General features: G+C 74.1%; 15 protein-coding genes. 9 read left to right on the top strand and 6 right to left on the bottom strand.

Translation table 11 applies throughout. The features are described 5' to 3' along the window. Positions 1-17 precede the first annotated feature (17 nt). Entirely contained in the window at positions 18-1,229 is a 1,212-nt protein-coding gene (locus BKA22_RS07965; RefSeq protein ID WP_262926926.1) for a TM2 domain-containing protein, read from the top strand. Between the two features lie 120 nt (positions 1,230-1,349). Beyond that, positions 1,350-1,844, top strand: coding sequence for a TM2 domain-containing protein (locus BKA22_RS07960; protein WP_223203764.1), 495 nt, complete (start codon positions 1,350-1,352; stop codon positions 1,842-1,844). A 116-nt stretch (positions 1,845-1,960) separates the two neighbouring features. On the opposite strand, the gene BKA22_RS07955 is transcribed toward BKA22_RS07960, so the two are convergent. Further along, entirely contained in the window at positions 1,961-2,953 is a 993-nt protein-coding gene (locus tag BKA22_RS07955) for an LLM class flavin-dependent oxidoreductase (RefSeq protein WP_218866578.1), read from the bottom strand. A 176-nt stretch (positions 2,954-3,129) separates the two neighbouring features. Here BKA22_RS07955 and BKA22_RS07950 point away from each other — a divergent pair, with 176 nt between their 5' ends. Both BKA22_RS07950 and BKA22_RS07945 read left to right on the top strand, forming a co-directional pair. Further along, positions 3,130-5,724, top strand: coding sequence for a circularly permuted type 2 ATP-grasp protein (locus tag BKA22_RS07950; protein WP_223203763.1), 2,595 nt, complete (start codon positions 3,130-3,132; stop codon positions 5,722-5,724). Beyond that, a complete protein-coding gene (locus tag BKA22_RS07945) occupies positions 5,721-6,671 on the top strand; it encodes a transglutaminase family protein (RefSeq protein ID WP_146954848.1) in 951 nt (316 codons plus the stop codon). The genes BKA22_RS07950 and BKA22_RS07945 overlap by 4 nt, the downstream gene beginning before the upstream one ends. Before the next feature lie 13 nt (positions 6,672-6,684). Here BKA22_RS07945 and BKA22_RS07940 read toward each other — a convergent pair whose 3' ends face one another. Together BKA22_RS07940 and BKA22_RS07935 are read right to left on the bottom strand one after the other, a co-directional pair. Next, on the bottom strand, positions 6,685-7,695 hold the full coding sequence (locus tag BKA22_RS07940) for a hypothetical protein (protein WP_179561692.1): 1,011 nt from the start codon (positions 7,693-7,695) through the stop codon (positions 6,685-6,687). Between the two features lie 182 nt (positions 7,696-7,877). Then, on the bottom strand, positions 7,878-8,417 hold the full coding sequence (locus tag BKA22_RS07935; protein ID WP_146954846.1) for a DinB family protein: 540 nt from the start codon (positions 8,415-8,417) through the stop codon (positions 7,878-7,880). 181 nt (positions 8,418-8,598) lie between these two features. Between BKA22_RS07935 and BKA22_RS07930 the strand changes: the two genes are divergently transcribed. The 3 genes from BKA22_RS07930 to BKA22_RS07920 are packed head-to-tail and all read left to right on the top strand — an operon-like array spanning position 8,599 to position 10,219. Then, on the top strand, positions 8,599-8,970 hold the full coding sequence (locus tag BKA22_RS07930) for a YbaB/EbfC family nucleoid-associated protein (protein ID WP_179561691.1): 372 nt from the start codon (positions 8,599-8,601) through the stop codon (positions 8,968-8,970). Beyond that, on the top strand, positions 8,967-9,284 hold the full coding sequence (locus BKA22_RS07925) for a type VII secretion target (RefSeq protein WP_146954844.1): 318 nt from the start codon (positions 8,967-8,969) through the stop codon (positions 9,282-9,284). The genes BKA22_RS07930 and BKA22_RS07925 overlap by 4 nt, the downstream gene beginning before the upstream one ends. Further along, positions 9,284-10,219 (top strand): WXG100 family type VII secretion target, encoded by a 936-nt coding sequence (locus BKA22_RS07920; RefSeq protein ID WP_146954843.1) that lies wholly within the window; start codon positions 9,284-9,286, stop codon positions 10,217-10,219. Before BKA22_RS07925 ends, BKA22_RS07920 begins: the two co-directional genes overlap by 1 nt. 20 nt (positions 10,220-10,239) lie before the next feature. Here BKA22_RS07920 and BKA22_RS07915 read toward each other — a convergent pair whose 3' ends face one another. Continuing rightward, the gene (locus tag BKA22_RS07915) at positions 10,240-10,524 is read right to left on the bottom strand and encodes a hypothetical protein (RefSeq protein WP_146954842.1); all 285 of its coding nucleotides are present in this window, start codon (positions 10,522-10,524) and stop codon (positions 10,240-10,242) included. An 89-nt stretch (positions 10,525-10,613) separates the two neighbouring features. On the opposite strand from BKA22_RS07915, the gene BKA22_RS07910 reads away from it, so the two are divergent. Together BKA22_RS07910 and BKA22_RS07905 are read left to right on the top strand one after the other, a co-directional pair. Next, positions 10,614-11,243, top strand: coding sequence for a TetR/AcrR family transcriptional regulator (locus tag BKA22_RS07910; protein WP_146954841.1), 630 nt, complete (start codon positions 10,614-10,616; stop codon positions 11,241-11,243). Further along, positions 11,240-12,151 (top strand): alpha/beta fold hydrolase, encoded by a 912-nt coding sequence (locus BKA22_RS07905; RefSeq protein ID WP_146954840.1) that lies wholly within the window; start codon positions 11,240-11,242, stop codon positions 12,149-12,151. The genes BKA22_RS07910 and BKA22_RS07905 overlap by 4 nt, the downstream gene beginning before the upstream one ends. Before the next feature lie 64 nt (positions 12,152-12,215). On the opposite strand, the gene BKA22_RS07900 is transcribed toward BKA22_RS07905, so the two are convergent. Beyond that, the gene (locus BKA22_RS07900) at positions 12,216-13,604 is read right to left on the bottom strand and encodes a hypothetical protein (RefSeq protein WP_146954839.1); all 1,389 of its coding nucleotides are present in this window, start codon (positions 13,602-13,604) and stop codon (positions 12,216-12,218) included. Position 13,605: 1 nt separating this feature from the next. Then, entirely contained in the window at positions 13,606-14,946 is a 1,341-nt protein-coding gene (locus tag BKA22_RS07895; RefSeq protein ID WP_179561690.1) for a S8 family peptidase, read from the bottom strand. Between the last annotated feature and the right edge of the window lies 1 nt (position 14,947).

The following is a 14,947-nucleotide window of genomic DNA, read 5'->3' as shown; positions in this document are numbered from 1 at the left end:
GCCGAGGGGGGACCACCGTGCCGAGCGACCCGAACGACCCGAACGCCGCCGAGGTCCCACCACCCGTCCCGCCACCCCCGCCGGCGGGTGCGACCTCACCGGGCGGCGCCGCGACGCCACCGGCGGCAGCAGGTCAGCCGTACGGGCCCGTGCCCGGCACCGGTCAGCCGGTCGGCAGCCCGGACGCGCAGCAGCCCGGCGCACCGTACGGGCGACCACCCGCCGGCGCCCCGGCACCCCCCGTCGGCGTCGATCCAGGGATCGAGTCCGACCGGTCGTTCGTCGCGACCTGGCTGCTCGCCTGGTTCCTGGGCATCTTCGGCGTCGACCGGTTCTACCTCGGCAAGGTCGGCACCGGCCTGCTCAAGCTCATCACGCTCGGCGGTCTCGGGCTGTGGGCGTTCATCGACCTCGTGCTGACGCTCGCCGGTGGGCAGCGGGACAAGGAAGGACGACGCCTCGCAGGCTACGACCGGTACAAGGCGACCGCCTGGATCATCACCGGCGTCGTGGTCGTGCTCGGTGCGATCAGCTCGGCGATCACCACCGCCATGACCGCCGACGTCGTCGACCAGGTCGCCGATGCGCCGGCCGTCGAGGCCCCTGCGGAGGACACGCCCGCCACCGAGGACGACAGCGCGGACCCCTCCCCGACGCAGGAGACGACCGTCACCGTGCAGGGGTGGGCCGACGAGACGTTCGGCACCTTCGCGCCCCAGACCCAGACCGGCACGGGCGACAACCTCGTGGCACTGCCGGTCGGGGCCACGGTCGCGGTCGTCACCGCGACGCACGACGGTCAGGCGAACTTCGCGATCTCAGCGCTCGACGCGCAGAACCAGTCGACGGGCGAGCTCCTGGTGAACACCATCGGCCCGTACCAGGGGTCCACCGTGCTCGGATCGCTCGGGCTCGCCGAACCCACGACGCTGCAGGTGACGGCAGACGGGGCCTGGTCCATCACGGTCGCACCGCTGTCCACGGCGCCGATGCTCGCGCCTGCCGGGACCGGTGACGCCGTCTTCCTCTACGACGGCCCGGCCGGCGCGCTCACGGTCACGCACGACGGCGACGGGAACTTCGTGGTCGTCGAGGACACCGGCTCGTTCCTCGAGCTCGGGCTGCTGGTCAACGAGATCGGCCCCTACTCCGGCACGGTTCCGCTCAGCGCGGGTCCCTCGGTGCTCTCGGTGAAGGCCACGGGAAGCTGGACGACGGCGCTCGGCTGACCACCGAGGCCCGCGCTGCCCGGTCCCGCGCCCTGTGCCGGGCCGTGACCTGCTTGGATGGTGCCGCTGGGGGCACCTGCACGTCGTGCCCCTCCGTCCGCCCAACGAGAGGAACACATCGTGTCGAACGACCCGTACGCCGCCGAGGGTGCTCAGCCGCTGCCCCCCACGCCGCCGGCACCGCCCGCCGGCGCCTACGGGGTGCCGCCGCAGAGCGCACCGGTCGCCGCCTCGGCCTACGGCTACGCGCCCGTGGGCAACGAGTCCACCAAGTCGTTCATCGCCACGTGGCTGCTCGCGTACTTCCTCGGCACGTTCGGGATCGACCGGTTCTACCTGGGCAAGATCGGCACCGGAGTCCTCAAGCTCATCACGCTCGGCGGCTTCGGCATCTGGTCGCTGGTCGACGTGATCCTGGTGCTCGTCGGCGCGCAGAAGGACAAGGAGGGTCGCACGCTGCAGGGCTACGACCAGCACAAGAAGACGGCCTGGATCGTGACGATCATCCTGTTCGTGCTGGGGATCGGCAGCTCGGCCCTCAACCTGGCCAACTCGGCCAACGACCTCTCGCAGGCCGCCACGGTCATCTCGGTCGAGGCCAGCACCCTCGTCTGACCCGCTCGCACGACGAACCCCGGACGGTGATCCGTCCGGGGTTCGTCGTGTCCGGGGCGACTCGCGTCCACGGCGGTTCGTGCCCGTGCGCGGGTCGTGCCCGCCCGCGGTCCGGGTCAGAGCACGCGGGCGAGCCCGTCCAGCGCGGCGAACGGGTCCGGCCCGGCAGCGATCAGCACGGTCGTGGCCGCGCCGGCCGCGTGCCGGGCGTCGATCGACGCACGCGCCTCGGCAGGCGTGCCCACCACGGCGAGCCGGTCGACCCACACGTCCGGCAGGGCCTCCGCGAAGGCTGCCCGGTCGGCCGACGCCGCACGCAGGGCCGCGAACTCCGCGGCGAACGGCAGCGGCGTCAGGTGCGGGGCCCAGTCGGGTTCGCCGATCCACTCCAGCGCGGGTCGCACGGTGGCGCGCGCACGGTCGGCGTCGTCGTCCACGCAGGCCACGTCGTAGGTGACGACGTGCCGCCCGGGCCCGTCACCGAGGTGCCCGAGCGTCGCGGCGATGTACTCAGGGGTCGCCGGCTCCGCGAGCACGACGCCGTCGGTGACCCGACCGGCCAGCGCGAGCGACTTCGGCCCCCGCACGCCGGCGAGCACGAGCGGCGGCTGCGGCGCCGGGTTGTCCAGCCGCACGTCGGCCAGGTGCACGTAGCGGCCGTCGAGGGTGACGGCCTCCCCGCGCAGCAGCCCGTGCAGCGCCGTGGCCTGCTCGTCGAGCAGCGTCAGGGGGCTGGCGGGCCAGACGCCGAGCTGCCGCATCCACCCGGGCATCCCGTGCCCGATGCCGGCGACGACCCGGCCGGGGAACAGCTCGGCGAGCGTGTTGAGCTCCATCGCCGTGTACGCGACCTGGCGGGCACCGGTCGGCAGGATCCCGATGCCGACGACGATCCGTGGCGTCACGGCGAGGGTCGCGGCGGCCTGCGCGAACCCGCCACGGAACCCGAGGTCCTCGACGACCCACAGCTCGTCGAACCCGAGCTCGTCCGCACGCTGCGCGAACCGCAGCACGTCCGCGGCGGGCAGGTCGCGGGGCAGCATGACGCCGATCGACCCGGTGCGAGTGGAAGGGGTCGCGGAGGTGTTCTTGCTGGTGGCGGGCGTCATCGTCGGCATCCTCGTCCGGGCATGGATCCAACCTACGGGTCGCGACCGACCCCCGGGCCCGAACGGTGGGACCAGTCGAGGAGGGCGCGCGACGTGCGACCGCGGACGGCGCCGGAGCCGTCCAGCCCGCGGGTCACGCAGGACCGCATCCGCACAGGTAGGGCAGGCTGACCCCCGTGACCGACCTGCTCTCGTCCCCCGACGTGAGCCTCGTGCGCGACGGTGACGCCGGGATCGACCTCGCCGACGTGCGCGCCCGCGCGGAGCAGCTGCTCGCCGACCGCGGCGTCACGTACGGCGCCGACCCCGACGACGACCAGCTGCGTGCGCAGCCGTGGCGGCTCGACCCGGCGCCCGTCGTCGTCGACGAGCCCGAGTGGGCACGGCTCGACGCGGCGCTCACGCAGCGGGCCGTGCTGCTCGACGCGGTCCTGCGGGACGTCTACGGCGAGCGCCGCCTGCTGACCGACACGCTGCTGCCGCCGACCGTCGTGCTCGCCCACCCCGGCTTCCTGCGGGCCGTCGACGGTCTGCGGCTGCCCGGTCGGCGCGAGCTCGTGCTCACGGCCACCGACGTGTGCCGGGACGGTGACGGCCGGTGGACCGCGGTGGCCGACCGCACCCAGGCGCCGTCGGGCGCCGGCTACGCCATGGAGGACCGCCGGGTCGTCGCCCAGGTCCTGTCGGGGGTGTACCGGCAGACGTCGATCCAACGGCTCGGCCCGTTCTTCCATGCGCTGCGGCTCGCGCTGCACGACGCCGCACCGCCCGGTGTCGAGGACGAGCCGCGCGCCGTGCTGCTCAGCCCGGGCGCCTGGTCCGAGACGGCCTTCGACCAGGCGTACCTGGCGTCCCTGCTCGGTCTGCCGCTCGTCGAGGGCACGGACCTGCTGGTGCGCGAGGGTCGGCTGTGGATGCGCGGGATCGACGGGCTCGAGGCGGTCGACGTCGTGCTGCGTCGGGTCGACGCCGAGTGGTGCGACCCGCTCGACCTGCGGATCGGCTCGCGCCTGGGCGTGCCCGGGTTCGTCCGGGCGGTCCGGGCCGGCACGGTCAGCGTCGTGAACCCGCTCGGCGCGTCCGTGCTGGAGAGCCCCGCGCTGCACGCCTACCTGCCGCGACTGGCCCGCGAGGTGCTGGCCGACGACCTGCTGCTCGACTCCGCACCGACCTGGTGGTGCGGCACCCCGGAGGGGCTGCGGGCGGTGCGTGACCGGATCGACCGGCTCGTGCTGCTGCCGACCGACCACGTCGGCGGGGCGGTCACCGGGTGGACGCTCTCGGCGGCGGAACGGGCGGACCTCGCCGCGCGGATCGAGGCCGAGCCGTGGCGGTGGGTCGGCCAGGAGCCCCTGCAGGCCGGCGCGTCGTCGGACGGCGCCGCGGATCCGAGCAGCGGGGCACCGCGCGCCGCGGTCCTGCGCACCTTCGCGGTCGCGCACGACGAGACCTACACCGTGATGGCCGGCGGCCTCGCACGCGTGGTCGAGGGCACCGCCGGGCCCGGTGCGCACGCGACCGACGGCCCCGTCGTGCGCACCCCGGTCGCCGCGTCCCTCGTCTCGAACGCGACCGGCGCTGTCGCCAAGGACGTGTGGGTCCTCGCCCGGGCGTTCGACGACACCCACGAGCCCGACGACGCCGACCTCGGCACCTCCGGCCCGGAGCGCGCCCGGGCGGGCGACGGACCGAACCGCGCGACGTCCGGCATCTCGCCGCGCACCGCCGAGAACCTGTTCTGGATCGGTCGGTATGCCGAGCGCGCCGAGGGCCAGACGCGCACGCTGCGCCTCCTCGTCGACCGCTGGGACGACGAGCACCGCAACCTGCGGACCACCGGCGGCCGCGCCCTGACGGCCCTGGTCACCGCGCTCGTGCCCGAGGAGCTGCGCCGCGAGGGCAGGCCCGACCTGCGCGCGCTCACCCTCGACCCGCAGACCGAGGACTCCGTGCTGGCCTGCGTGCGCGGGCTCTCGCGCGCGTCCAGCGCGGTGCGCGACCAGCTCTCGTCCGACACCTGGGGGCCGCTGACCCGGATCGAGCGGACGCTGCGCGACGAGCGCGGTCGTCGGCCCGTCGAGCAGCCGCTCAACCTGGGCCCGACGGTCGACCGGCTCGCCGCCGTCGCGGAGCGCGCCGCCCTCACCGCCGGGCTGCGGCCCGTCCTGGACCGGGCGCTCGAAGGGCTGCTCGCCCTGTCCGGCATCACCGCCGAGAGCCAGGTGCGCGACGTCGGCTGGCGGTTCTCCGACGCCGGCCGCCGGCTCGAACGAGCGCAGCGGATCGTGGAGACCCTCGCCGCCACACTCGTGCCGACGCGGGCGCCGACGGTCGAACGGCTCGTGCTCGAAGGGGTCGCGGCCGCGCACGAGTCGGCCATCACCTACCGGCGTCGACACCAGGCAGGTCCGCGCGTCGACACACTGCTCGCCCTGCTGCTGCAGGACGCGGACAACCCGCGCTCCCTCGCGTTCCAGCTCGACCGGCTGCGCGAGGACCTCGCCGCGATCCCCGCCCCCCGGCTGCCCGCCGACCAGCGCGACCACCTCGTCACGGGCGTCACGGACCTGGTCGCGGAGCTCGACGTGCGGGTGCTGGCCGAGGCGGTCGGCGAGCCGGGCGGCCCGCAGGCCGGCACCCGGCTGCGGCTCGCGGAGACGCTCGAGTCGATGCGCTGGCGCCTGGTGGCCGCCGGCGACGAGATCGAACGCCTGCACTTCGTGCACCTGGCACCCAGCCGGGCGTTCGCCGACGTCTGGGGGTCGGCATGAGCACGGACACGGCCGGCACGAGCACCGGACGCGAGTACGACCTGGTGCACCGGACGACGTACACGTACACCGCGCCGGTCACCGACTCGTACGGGAGGACCGTCACGACGCCGCGCGAGCTGCCCGACCAGCACGTCGTCGCCACGTCGTTGACCGTCGAGCCGACGCCGTCGGACACCACGGAGCACGTCGACTGGTTCGGCAACCGGACCACCTACTTCGGGGTGACCGTGCCGCACGAGCAGCTCGTCGTCACCTCGCGCTCCCGGCTCGTCGTCTCCCGGCGTGCGGCGTCCGTCGACGCCCTGCCGGCCGTGGGCTGGGAGGACGTCGCCCGCGGTGTCGCGGACGGCGACCTGTCGGACGTGAAGACCGACGCCGCAGGTCTGAGGTCGCTGCGCGAGGCCGTGCTGCCGTCACGGCACGTCGTGCCGTCCGACCAAGTGCGGGCGTGGGCCGAGCCGTCGTTCACGCCGGGGGCGCCGCTCGCCGAGGTGCTCGCGGACCTCGCGCACCGGATCCGCACCGAGATGACCTACCGCTCCGGCTCGACGACGGTCGGCACGACGCAGGTCGAGCTGCTCGAGCAGCGCACCGGTGTGTGCCAGGACTTCGCGCACCTGATGATCGCCGCCCTGCGCGCGCACGGCCTGCCCGCGCGGTACGGCAGCGGGTACATCGAGACGCGCCCGCCGGCCGGCCGCGAGAAGCTGCGCGGCGCCGACGCGTCGCACGCCTGGGTCTCCGCGTGGGTGCCGGGCGCGGGCTGGGTCGAGGTCGACCCGACGAACGACCAGTTCGTCGACGACCGGTACGTGGTGCTGGGCTGGGGTCGCGACTACGGGGACGTGCCCCCGCTGCGCGGCGTGATCTTCTCCGAGGGCTCGGGCTCGCAGCTGACCGTCGAGGTCGACCTGGTGCCCGCCGGGCTGGTGCCGTTCTCCTGATCGGCGGGCGGGATCACCGGGTGGTCGCCGCGGCCCGTGCCGCCAGCTCGTCGGGGGTGACCACGAACCCGCCGCCGTCGACGACCGTGCCGCCGACGGCCCGCTGCAGCGCGGCCGTCGCCCGGGCGACCGCGGGCGCCACGCGGGCGCGGGCGATCTGGTGCAGGTGCGAGGTGTGCTCCTGCTCGAGCTCGACCGGTTCGGTCGGCACCCACGTCACGCGGTAGACCCAGGGGCCGTAGTCGCGCCAGCTGAGGCCGGCGAGCGCGACGGGCATGTCGGTCGACCGGGAGGTCGCCACGCGCACCGCACCGTCGTACTCGTAGGTCCCGACGACGGCCGCGGGGCGCGCCGCGGGGGCGGTCCCGGGCGGGGCGGGCACGTCGACCGCGGCGGTGCGCGCACCGCTGAGGGCGGGGCGGACGAGCGGCAGCAGGTCGTCCGCGGGCACGAGCTGCGCGGACCAGAGCGTGAGGTCGACCGCGGCCCCCGGGTCGGGTGCCACGACGCGCGAGCGGTCCGCGGGCAGGATGACCCCGCCGGCCCGGCGCGCCGCGGCGGTGAACCAGCCGAGGGCGAGGTCGAGGGACGGCCCGGCCGGCGGCTCGGCCACGGGGTCGGTCACGGGGTCGGCCACGGGGTCGGTCGGGGCGTCGCTCGAGGGGTCGTTCGCGGGGTCGGCCGGAGAGGGGACGAGCGTGTAGAGGTCGTGGTCGCGGGCCGGCATCCCGGCACTGCCCGCCACCTGGGCGTCGACGGTCACGGGTCCGCTGAGCGCGAGCGCGTCGTCGAGCCGCAGCAGCCCCGGGAGCGGGGGTGCGACGTCCACCACGGACCCACGGAACCGCGCACCGCGGGTAGGGCGCGCGCGTGCGGGTGGCTGCTCGGACGGGACCGGGTGGCGCACCCAGTCCGCAGCCGGGAACCAGGCCGTGGCGAGCGGGGCGACGTCGGTGCCTGCCGGGAGGGCGAGCACGTGACGATCGTCGAGGTCGGCCGGGAGAGCAGCGTTCGCCAGGCTCATGCCCGCGGACGGTACACGGCGTCGTCCACGAACAGGTTTCGGTGTCGTGTCGCGAGAGACCTGCACGTTGTCCACAACGCCGTCCACAGTGTGGAGAGCGCGGGTGACGATCTGCCCACAGGCCTGTGGACAACTTCTGTGGACGTGCCTGCGATCCCCGTCACAGCGACGACCCGAGGACGTCAGCCGCGCACGTCGTGCAGGTGGTGGACCGCGTCGTGCAGGAAGTACTGGCCGAGCGTCCGGACCGTGAAGACCGACCCGTTCGACCGCCTCCCGGACCGCTCCCACTGGTCGTCGCCGACGCCCGCGAACCGTGCGGCCGTGGCCTCGGCGGCGTCCGCCAGCTCGTCGGCGACCGCCGCCGGGTCCTGCAGGTCGTACCGTTCGGCGAGCGCCGTGGCGTCCTGGTCCCAGTTGTCGAACAGCGGGTCGTCCTCGTCGAGCATGAGCGCCAGGCGCGTGTCGAACACGCGCATGACGTCCCGCACGTGCGCGCCGTACTCGAGCGCGGACCACGTCGTCGGGGCCGGACGCACGCGGGCGTCGGGGCGGTGCAGCACGGACACCCAGCGGGGCACCAGGTCGCGCACGGTCCCGGCGATCTCCGGGCCGTCGACGTCGGCCGCCGCGAAGCCGCACTCCGAGCAACGACGCTCGAGCACCCAGGTCCAGTCCTTGGTGTCGCTGTCGGCCGGGACGGGTTCCGTGTCGCTCGTCATGCGAGGGAACGCTACCTGCCGCGCCGCGGCGGGCACAGGGTGGCCGCGACAGGTCGGGCCCACGGGTTCGGCCCGCGGTCCGCTACCGTCCTCTCGCCGGCGGTGTCCGGTATGCGCACGATGTCCGGCCCTGGTGGCCGGCGGAGACGGAGGATCGGTCTCGGGAACGACGACCCAGTGGGTGGCACGCGTCGAGGCGGAGTCCCGCGCTCGACTCGAGGCGGTGGCGGCCCTCCAGGAGGACCTGGCGAGCGCCCGGGGCACCGGGACGAGCGCGGACCGCTCCGCGACCGTCACGGTGGGCACCACGGGTGCCCTCGTCGACGTCCGGTTCGCCGAGGGTGCCAACCGCCTGACGCCCGAGCAGCTGCGCGACGTCGTGCTCGAGGCCGCGGCGCGCGCGCAGCAGGACGTCGCCGCGACCGTCGCGCGCCTGACCGAGGACCTGCCGGGTGCGGCCGACATCCGCGACCTCGTCGCCGGCCAGGTGCCGGAGCGGACGCGCACGGCGCTGCGCACCGAGCTCGAGCGTCGGCGGCAGGAGCAGGCATGACCCAGGTCCGCGTCGAGCTCGACGCGCTGCGCCGCGCGGCCTCCGAGCACCAGGCGATCGCCGACAGCTACGCGGCGGTCGAGTCCCAGCGGCTCGCGGCGGACCTGCCGCGAGGTTCCCTCGGCAAGCTGCCGCAGGCCGACGAGGTCCAGGCGGCGTTCGATGCCCGCTACCAAGGGCTCGGCGAGGCGCTGGCGGCGCTGCAGGAGATCTACCGGAACATCGGCGACGGCCTGGTGGCCACCGCTGACGGCTACGCCACCGGGGACGACTCGGTGTCCGCGCTGCTCACCCAGCTGCAGGCGAGGCTCTGATGGGGGTCGGCACCGCGGTCTCCGTGTGGGACAAGATCAACGGCTGGATGTCGCCCCTCGACGGCATGATCGACTCGCTCATGCGGCCGCTCGTCTCGCCGCTCGCGGACATGTTCGACTGGGTCACCGGCTCGTCGGACGAGGTCCGCTCGACCGCCCAGCGCTGGCGTGACCTCGCGGCGACGATCGACCAGCTCGCGACGCACCACAGGGACGTCATCGCGCCGCTCGGCTCGGCATGGGAGGGCGAGGCGCACGACGCGTTCCAGGCGTCGATGACCGAGCTGCTCGCCGCTGTCGAGCAGCTCGCCGACGGCAGCGTCGAGACCGCCGAGTTCCTCGAGGACGCTGCGATGGAGGTCGAGCTCGCCGAGGAGCTGGTGGCGACGATCATCCAGGAGCTCATCGAGTGGGCGCTGCTCACGCTGGCCGTCAGCGCCGCGCTGAGCCTGGTGACGCTCGGGGCCTCGGCGGTCGCCGGGAGTGCGGCTGCCGCGGCCGAGGCCGCCGTGGCCGGTTCGCGCATCGCCGCGGTGCTGGCCCGGCTGGTGCCGCTGCTGCAGCGGCTCGCCACGCTGCTGCAGGCCGTGAACAAGATGTCGTTCTTCTCGCGCGAGGGCTTCCTCATCAAGACGCTGCTGGTCAAGGGCGTGGTGCTCAAGCCGGTGGTGCGCACCCTGACCGGGCTGAGCGGCGCTCCCGTCCCGGAGGCGGCGAGCACGCTCCTGAAGGGTGTGCGGGACATCGCCGTGGACGAGGTGGACGACCGGATCGACGGTCGCACGGGCATCCAGACGCCGTGGCGCGCACGGCTGGGTGGCACCGGCGACCACTGGGTCCCGGACGGCTCGCCGCTGCGCGAGGCGATCGACACGATCGACGACACGCTCGAGCGGGTCGACGCGGCGATCCCGGCGGCGCCGTTCGAGGACTGACGCCGTCCCGGGACCGGGACTCAGCCCTGGCGGCGGAGCACCTTCGCCGCCAGGGAGACCCCTGCCACGAGCAGCACGAGCCACGTGACACCGAGCACGAGGACGCCGAGCAGCGCGCCGACGACGAACCCGACCGGGCCGCCGACGAGCGAGCCGAGCAGACCGAGACCGCCGACCACGACGACGACGGCCACGGCCCAGACGGCGATCTCGGCGAGGCCCTGGCCCATGTCGCGGGCCAGCTGCTTGCCCACACCGGCGGTGGTGGGAGGGGTTCCGGGCCGGTCGTCACGCGGTGTGCTCATGGTCCGGGGACGCTACCACCGGCCCCCGGCAGGCCCTGCGTGCGGCCGTCAGCACGGGCCTTTCCGCACGGTCGTGCTAATTTCTGCGGGTGACGGGGACGGCGACCAAGGGGCAGCGCACGCGCGACGCGATCCTCACGCAGGCCGTCGCCACCACCGTGCGCGTCGGCCTCGGCGGCCTGACCCTCGGCGACCTGGCCACCTGCGCAGGCATGTCGAAGAGCGGCCTCTACGCCCACTTCGGCTCCAAGGAGCAGCTCCAGCTGGCCGTGCTCGACGCCGCAGCCGAGGAGTTCGCCACCACCGTGGTCCGCCCCGCCCTGCGCGCCCCACGTGGTGAGCCCCGGATCCGCGACCTGGTCGACCGGTGGCTCGCCTGCGGCACCGGACGCGGCCCCGGCGGCTGCGTCATCGTCAAGGCCGGCACCGAGCTCGACGACCAGCCGGGCCCGGTGCGCGACCGGCTCCGCGAGCTGCACCTCGAGCTGGCCCGCACGATCGCCCGGATCGTCGCCGGCGGCGTCACCGAGGGACAGCTGCGGCCCGACGTCGACACCGCACAGTTCGCGTTCGACCTCTACGGCGTGATGCTCGCGTTCTTCCACACCCACCGACTGCTGGACGACCCGCACGCGGAAGCACGCGCCCGCACCGCGGTCGACGCCCTGCTCGCCGCCGCCCGCACCCCCTCCCCCGAGACCTCGGAGACCACCCGATGAGCTTCGCCCACCCGCCCGTGACCACCCGCAGCCGCCGCGCACGCCTGGCGTCCACAGCGCGCCTGCTCACGCTGCGCACCCGGTTCGGTGTGCTCGACCGGCTCGCCCCGCGCCGCGGCGCCGCCCTCGCCATGGACGTGTGGTGCACGCTGCCCGGCAACGCCGGCCGACGCCGCGACCTGCGCACCACGCCCGGCGAGGTAACCCAGGTCCCGGTGCCCCGCGGCGGCCGAGTCGTCGTCGAGACCTGGGGAGAGGGCCCGACCGTCTACCTCGTGCACGGCTGGGGCGGCTGGCGCGGCCAGCTCGGCGCCTTCGTCGAGCCGCTCGTCGCGAGCGGCCACCGGGTCGTCGCGTTCGACGCCCCCGGGCACGGCGACTCCGAACCCGGGGGCATGGGCCCGGGCCGCGGGAACCTCATGGAGATGATCGAGTCGTTCACCGCGGTGGCCGACCGGTTCGGCCCTGCCGAGGCCGTCGTCGCGCACTCGCTCGGCTGCACGAGCGCGTCGATGGTCGTGCACTTCGGCCTGCCGACGCAGCAGCTCGTGCTCGTCGCCCCGAACCACGACTTCGTCGAGATCACCTACGACTTCGCCGCCCTGCTCGGCTTCGGCGAGCGGACCCGGGTGCCGCTGCAGCAGGACATGGAGGCCTTCTGCGGGCGCCCGCTGTCCGACTTCGACCTCGTGCCGCTCGGCACCGACGGCAGCATGCCGCCGACGCTCGTCGTGCACGACCGTCGCGACAAGGAGACCCCCTACGAGGTCGGCGCGCGCATCGCCCAGGCCTGGCCGGGCGCGGTCCTGCGCACCACGGAAGGCCTCGGGCACCAGCGGATCCTGGCCGACGCCGACGTGGTCGCCGCCGTCGTGGCACAGGTCGGCGAGGGCGCCCGGGTGCGCTGAGCGGCCCGACCCACCGCTGGTGACCTGCCCCTATCCGGGCAGGTCACCAGCGGGTCACGGCAGATCACCAGGTGTCGTCGGGCTCCTCGACCTCGAGCACGACGGGCAGCTGGTCGCGCGAACCAGCCCGGGCACCGGCGCCCAGCGGCACCGCCACCCGGCGGTCGTCGTCCTCGAACCCGGGGGCGATCAGGCCACCGCCCGCGCGTCGACGCTTCTCCTTGCCACCACCGGCACCGCCACCACCGCCGGGCATCATCCCGGACGAGGACCCCGTCGAGCGCCCGCCGGCCGCGCCCGTGGCGGTCGTGGTCGATGCGCTGCCCTCGACCAACGACGACCCCGACGTCCCGCGCAGCGTGGTGCTCGCCGTGGAGGCGGACCGGCCACCGCCGAGAACACCCGACGACCCGCCGGACGACAGACCGGACGTGCCGCCGGCCCCGGACACGCCGAGGAGACCACCGGTGGAACCCAACCGGCTCAACCCTGTCGACCCGAGCGCCGTGACGCCGGCCGCGAGCCCGCCCGCCAGGGCACTGTCGGCACTCCCGCTCCCGATGCCCGACCCTGACAGACCCAGACCCGCCCCGCCGACCGTGGACCCGGGCAGTGCGCCCGGCAGCCCGGTCCGGACCGTCCCGGGCACGGTGCCGCCGGTCAGGTGACCGTCCGCGGAGGTGGACCCACCGCTCGTCGACGACCCGGGCACCGTGGGGTCGAGCGCCGTCGAGCCCGGGGTCAACGGGGTGCTGATGATCGACCCGGTACCGATGGGGGTGGACGTCAGCGGCGTCGTGGTACTGCTCGTGCTCGTGTTCGTCGAGCCGATCGTGGCGACGGAAGCGACCGACCGTCGGGTCGAGCCGCTCGTGGAGGTGCCCGACACGGTCGACTCCGTCGAGTCGTTCACGGTCGGATCGCCAACGTTCGGCAGTTCGGACCACGAGGTACCGCTCACCACGACGGCCGACGCCGCCTCCAGGTCGCTCTTCAGCGTCTGCAGGGCACTGCCCGCCGCAGCCTCGCGCTCCTTGGCGTTCTCTGCGGTCCAATACACCGCAGCCGCGTCCCCGGCGAGCGTCCCGACCCCGGGCACGGCCACCTTGGCAGCGGTCACCGCGACGGCCTGCCACCCGTCCAGCCCACCCTCCGGGAGTGCGTGATAGGCGTTCCGGGCCGATATGAGCGCCTCGCGGGCCTGGCTGACGGAGGCGGACACCACCGCGAACTGGTCGGAGAGAGCGACGCCCTGCGTGGCCAGGGAGGCGAGCGACTCCGCGGCGACGTCCTCGACCTGCCCCGACACGCCCAGGTCGGCCGCGATCGGGCGCAGGCCGGCGGCGTGATCCTCCACCGATCGGCTCAGTGCCTTGATGCGGTCCACGTAGTCCCACAGCGCCGCGAGGTCGGCGTCGAGGGTGCGGGCGAGGTCGTCGGCCTTCTTCGTCACGTCAGGCTCCTGTGCTGGGGTGGTCAACAGATGTGGGCAGGTCATGGGCAAGACGACGACGTCGGGCGATCACCAGGGCCGTCACGACCCCCGCAAGGACCACGGCCAGGACACCCACCCCGGCCACGAGCAGACCGCCGCCCCCGCTGTCGGCCTCAACCGCCGGACTCGAGGGCGCATCCGACGCGCCCTGCGTGGCCGTCACCGACGGGGTCGGCGTCACCACCTCACGTGCCGCGTCCACATCGGCCGGCGAGGGCGAGCCGTCCTCGCTCAGCAGCGGGTTCACGTCCGGGTACTGGGTCGGGTCGTTGGCCAGCATGTGACGCACGTTCACCGTCCCGTACCCCCACAGGTCCACCCACCCCAGCTCGTGATCCTCCGAGCCGGTGTTACGGATCAAGGACTGCAGGATCTGGTTCGCCGTCGCCTGCGGATACGCCGACCACACCAACGCCAACACCCCCGAGGTGTACGCCGTGGCACCCGACGTGCCCGACTTCAACTCATACACGGACCAGTCGGCCTCGGACGTCAAGGCCCGGATGTCCACTCCCGGAGCAATCACATCGACGAAGTCCGCGCTGACCACCAGATCCGAGACCTGACCATCCACCCGACCGGCAGCCACACCCACCACCCCGTTGTAGGAGATCGGGTAGGTCGGAAGAGACGGCCCACTGGCGTTCGGAGCGGCGGCCACGACGATCACGTCGTGCGCCAAGGCGTACGCGATGTCCCCCGGCGCCACGTCCGCCATGACGCTCTCAGATCCCCACGAGGCATTGATGATGTCGGCGCCGTCGTCGACGGCCTGACGGATCGCGTCACCACTCGTGTAGCCGCTGTCTTGGACGCACGCCGGGGCGAGGGACCGGTAGAACAGGAGCCTGACCCCGGGGGCGACGCCCTGCACCCCCCGTTGACCGTTCGCGCCCACACCATTGCCGACGATCAGCGAGGTCATCGAGGTGCCATGCAGCGCGGACTCGTCGGTCACGGCCGCCGGCAGCAGGTCACCCCCCCTCTCGAGGGCGCAGTACGACGGCTCATGGACGGTCAGGTCAGCACCCTGCAGCTCGGGGACGGCCGGGTTGATGCCCTCGTCGATCACCGCGACGGTGACACCCTCACCGGTGGTCGTCTGGTGGGCCTGCTCGATCCCCGTCGCCGTGTAGTACCACAAGCCCTCATCGGACAAGTCGTCGGCTGCCACAGCCGCGGACGCGCCCACCGTCAACGAGGCAGCACAGGTCAGCGCCAGCACACCCCCGACCATCGCCCACCGCGAGCGCACCGGAGGCGCGAGGGTGCGGGCGAGGTCATCGGCCTTCTTCGTCACT

The sequence above is a fragment of the Cellulomonas soli genome (assembly GCF_013409305.1).
GTDB lineage: Bacteria > Actinomycetota > Actinomycetes > Actinomycetales > Cellulomonadaceae > Cellulomonas > Cellulomonas soli.
Note: the sequence above shows the minus strand (reverse complement) of the source record. Positions and strands in the feature narration are given on the sequence as shown.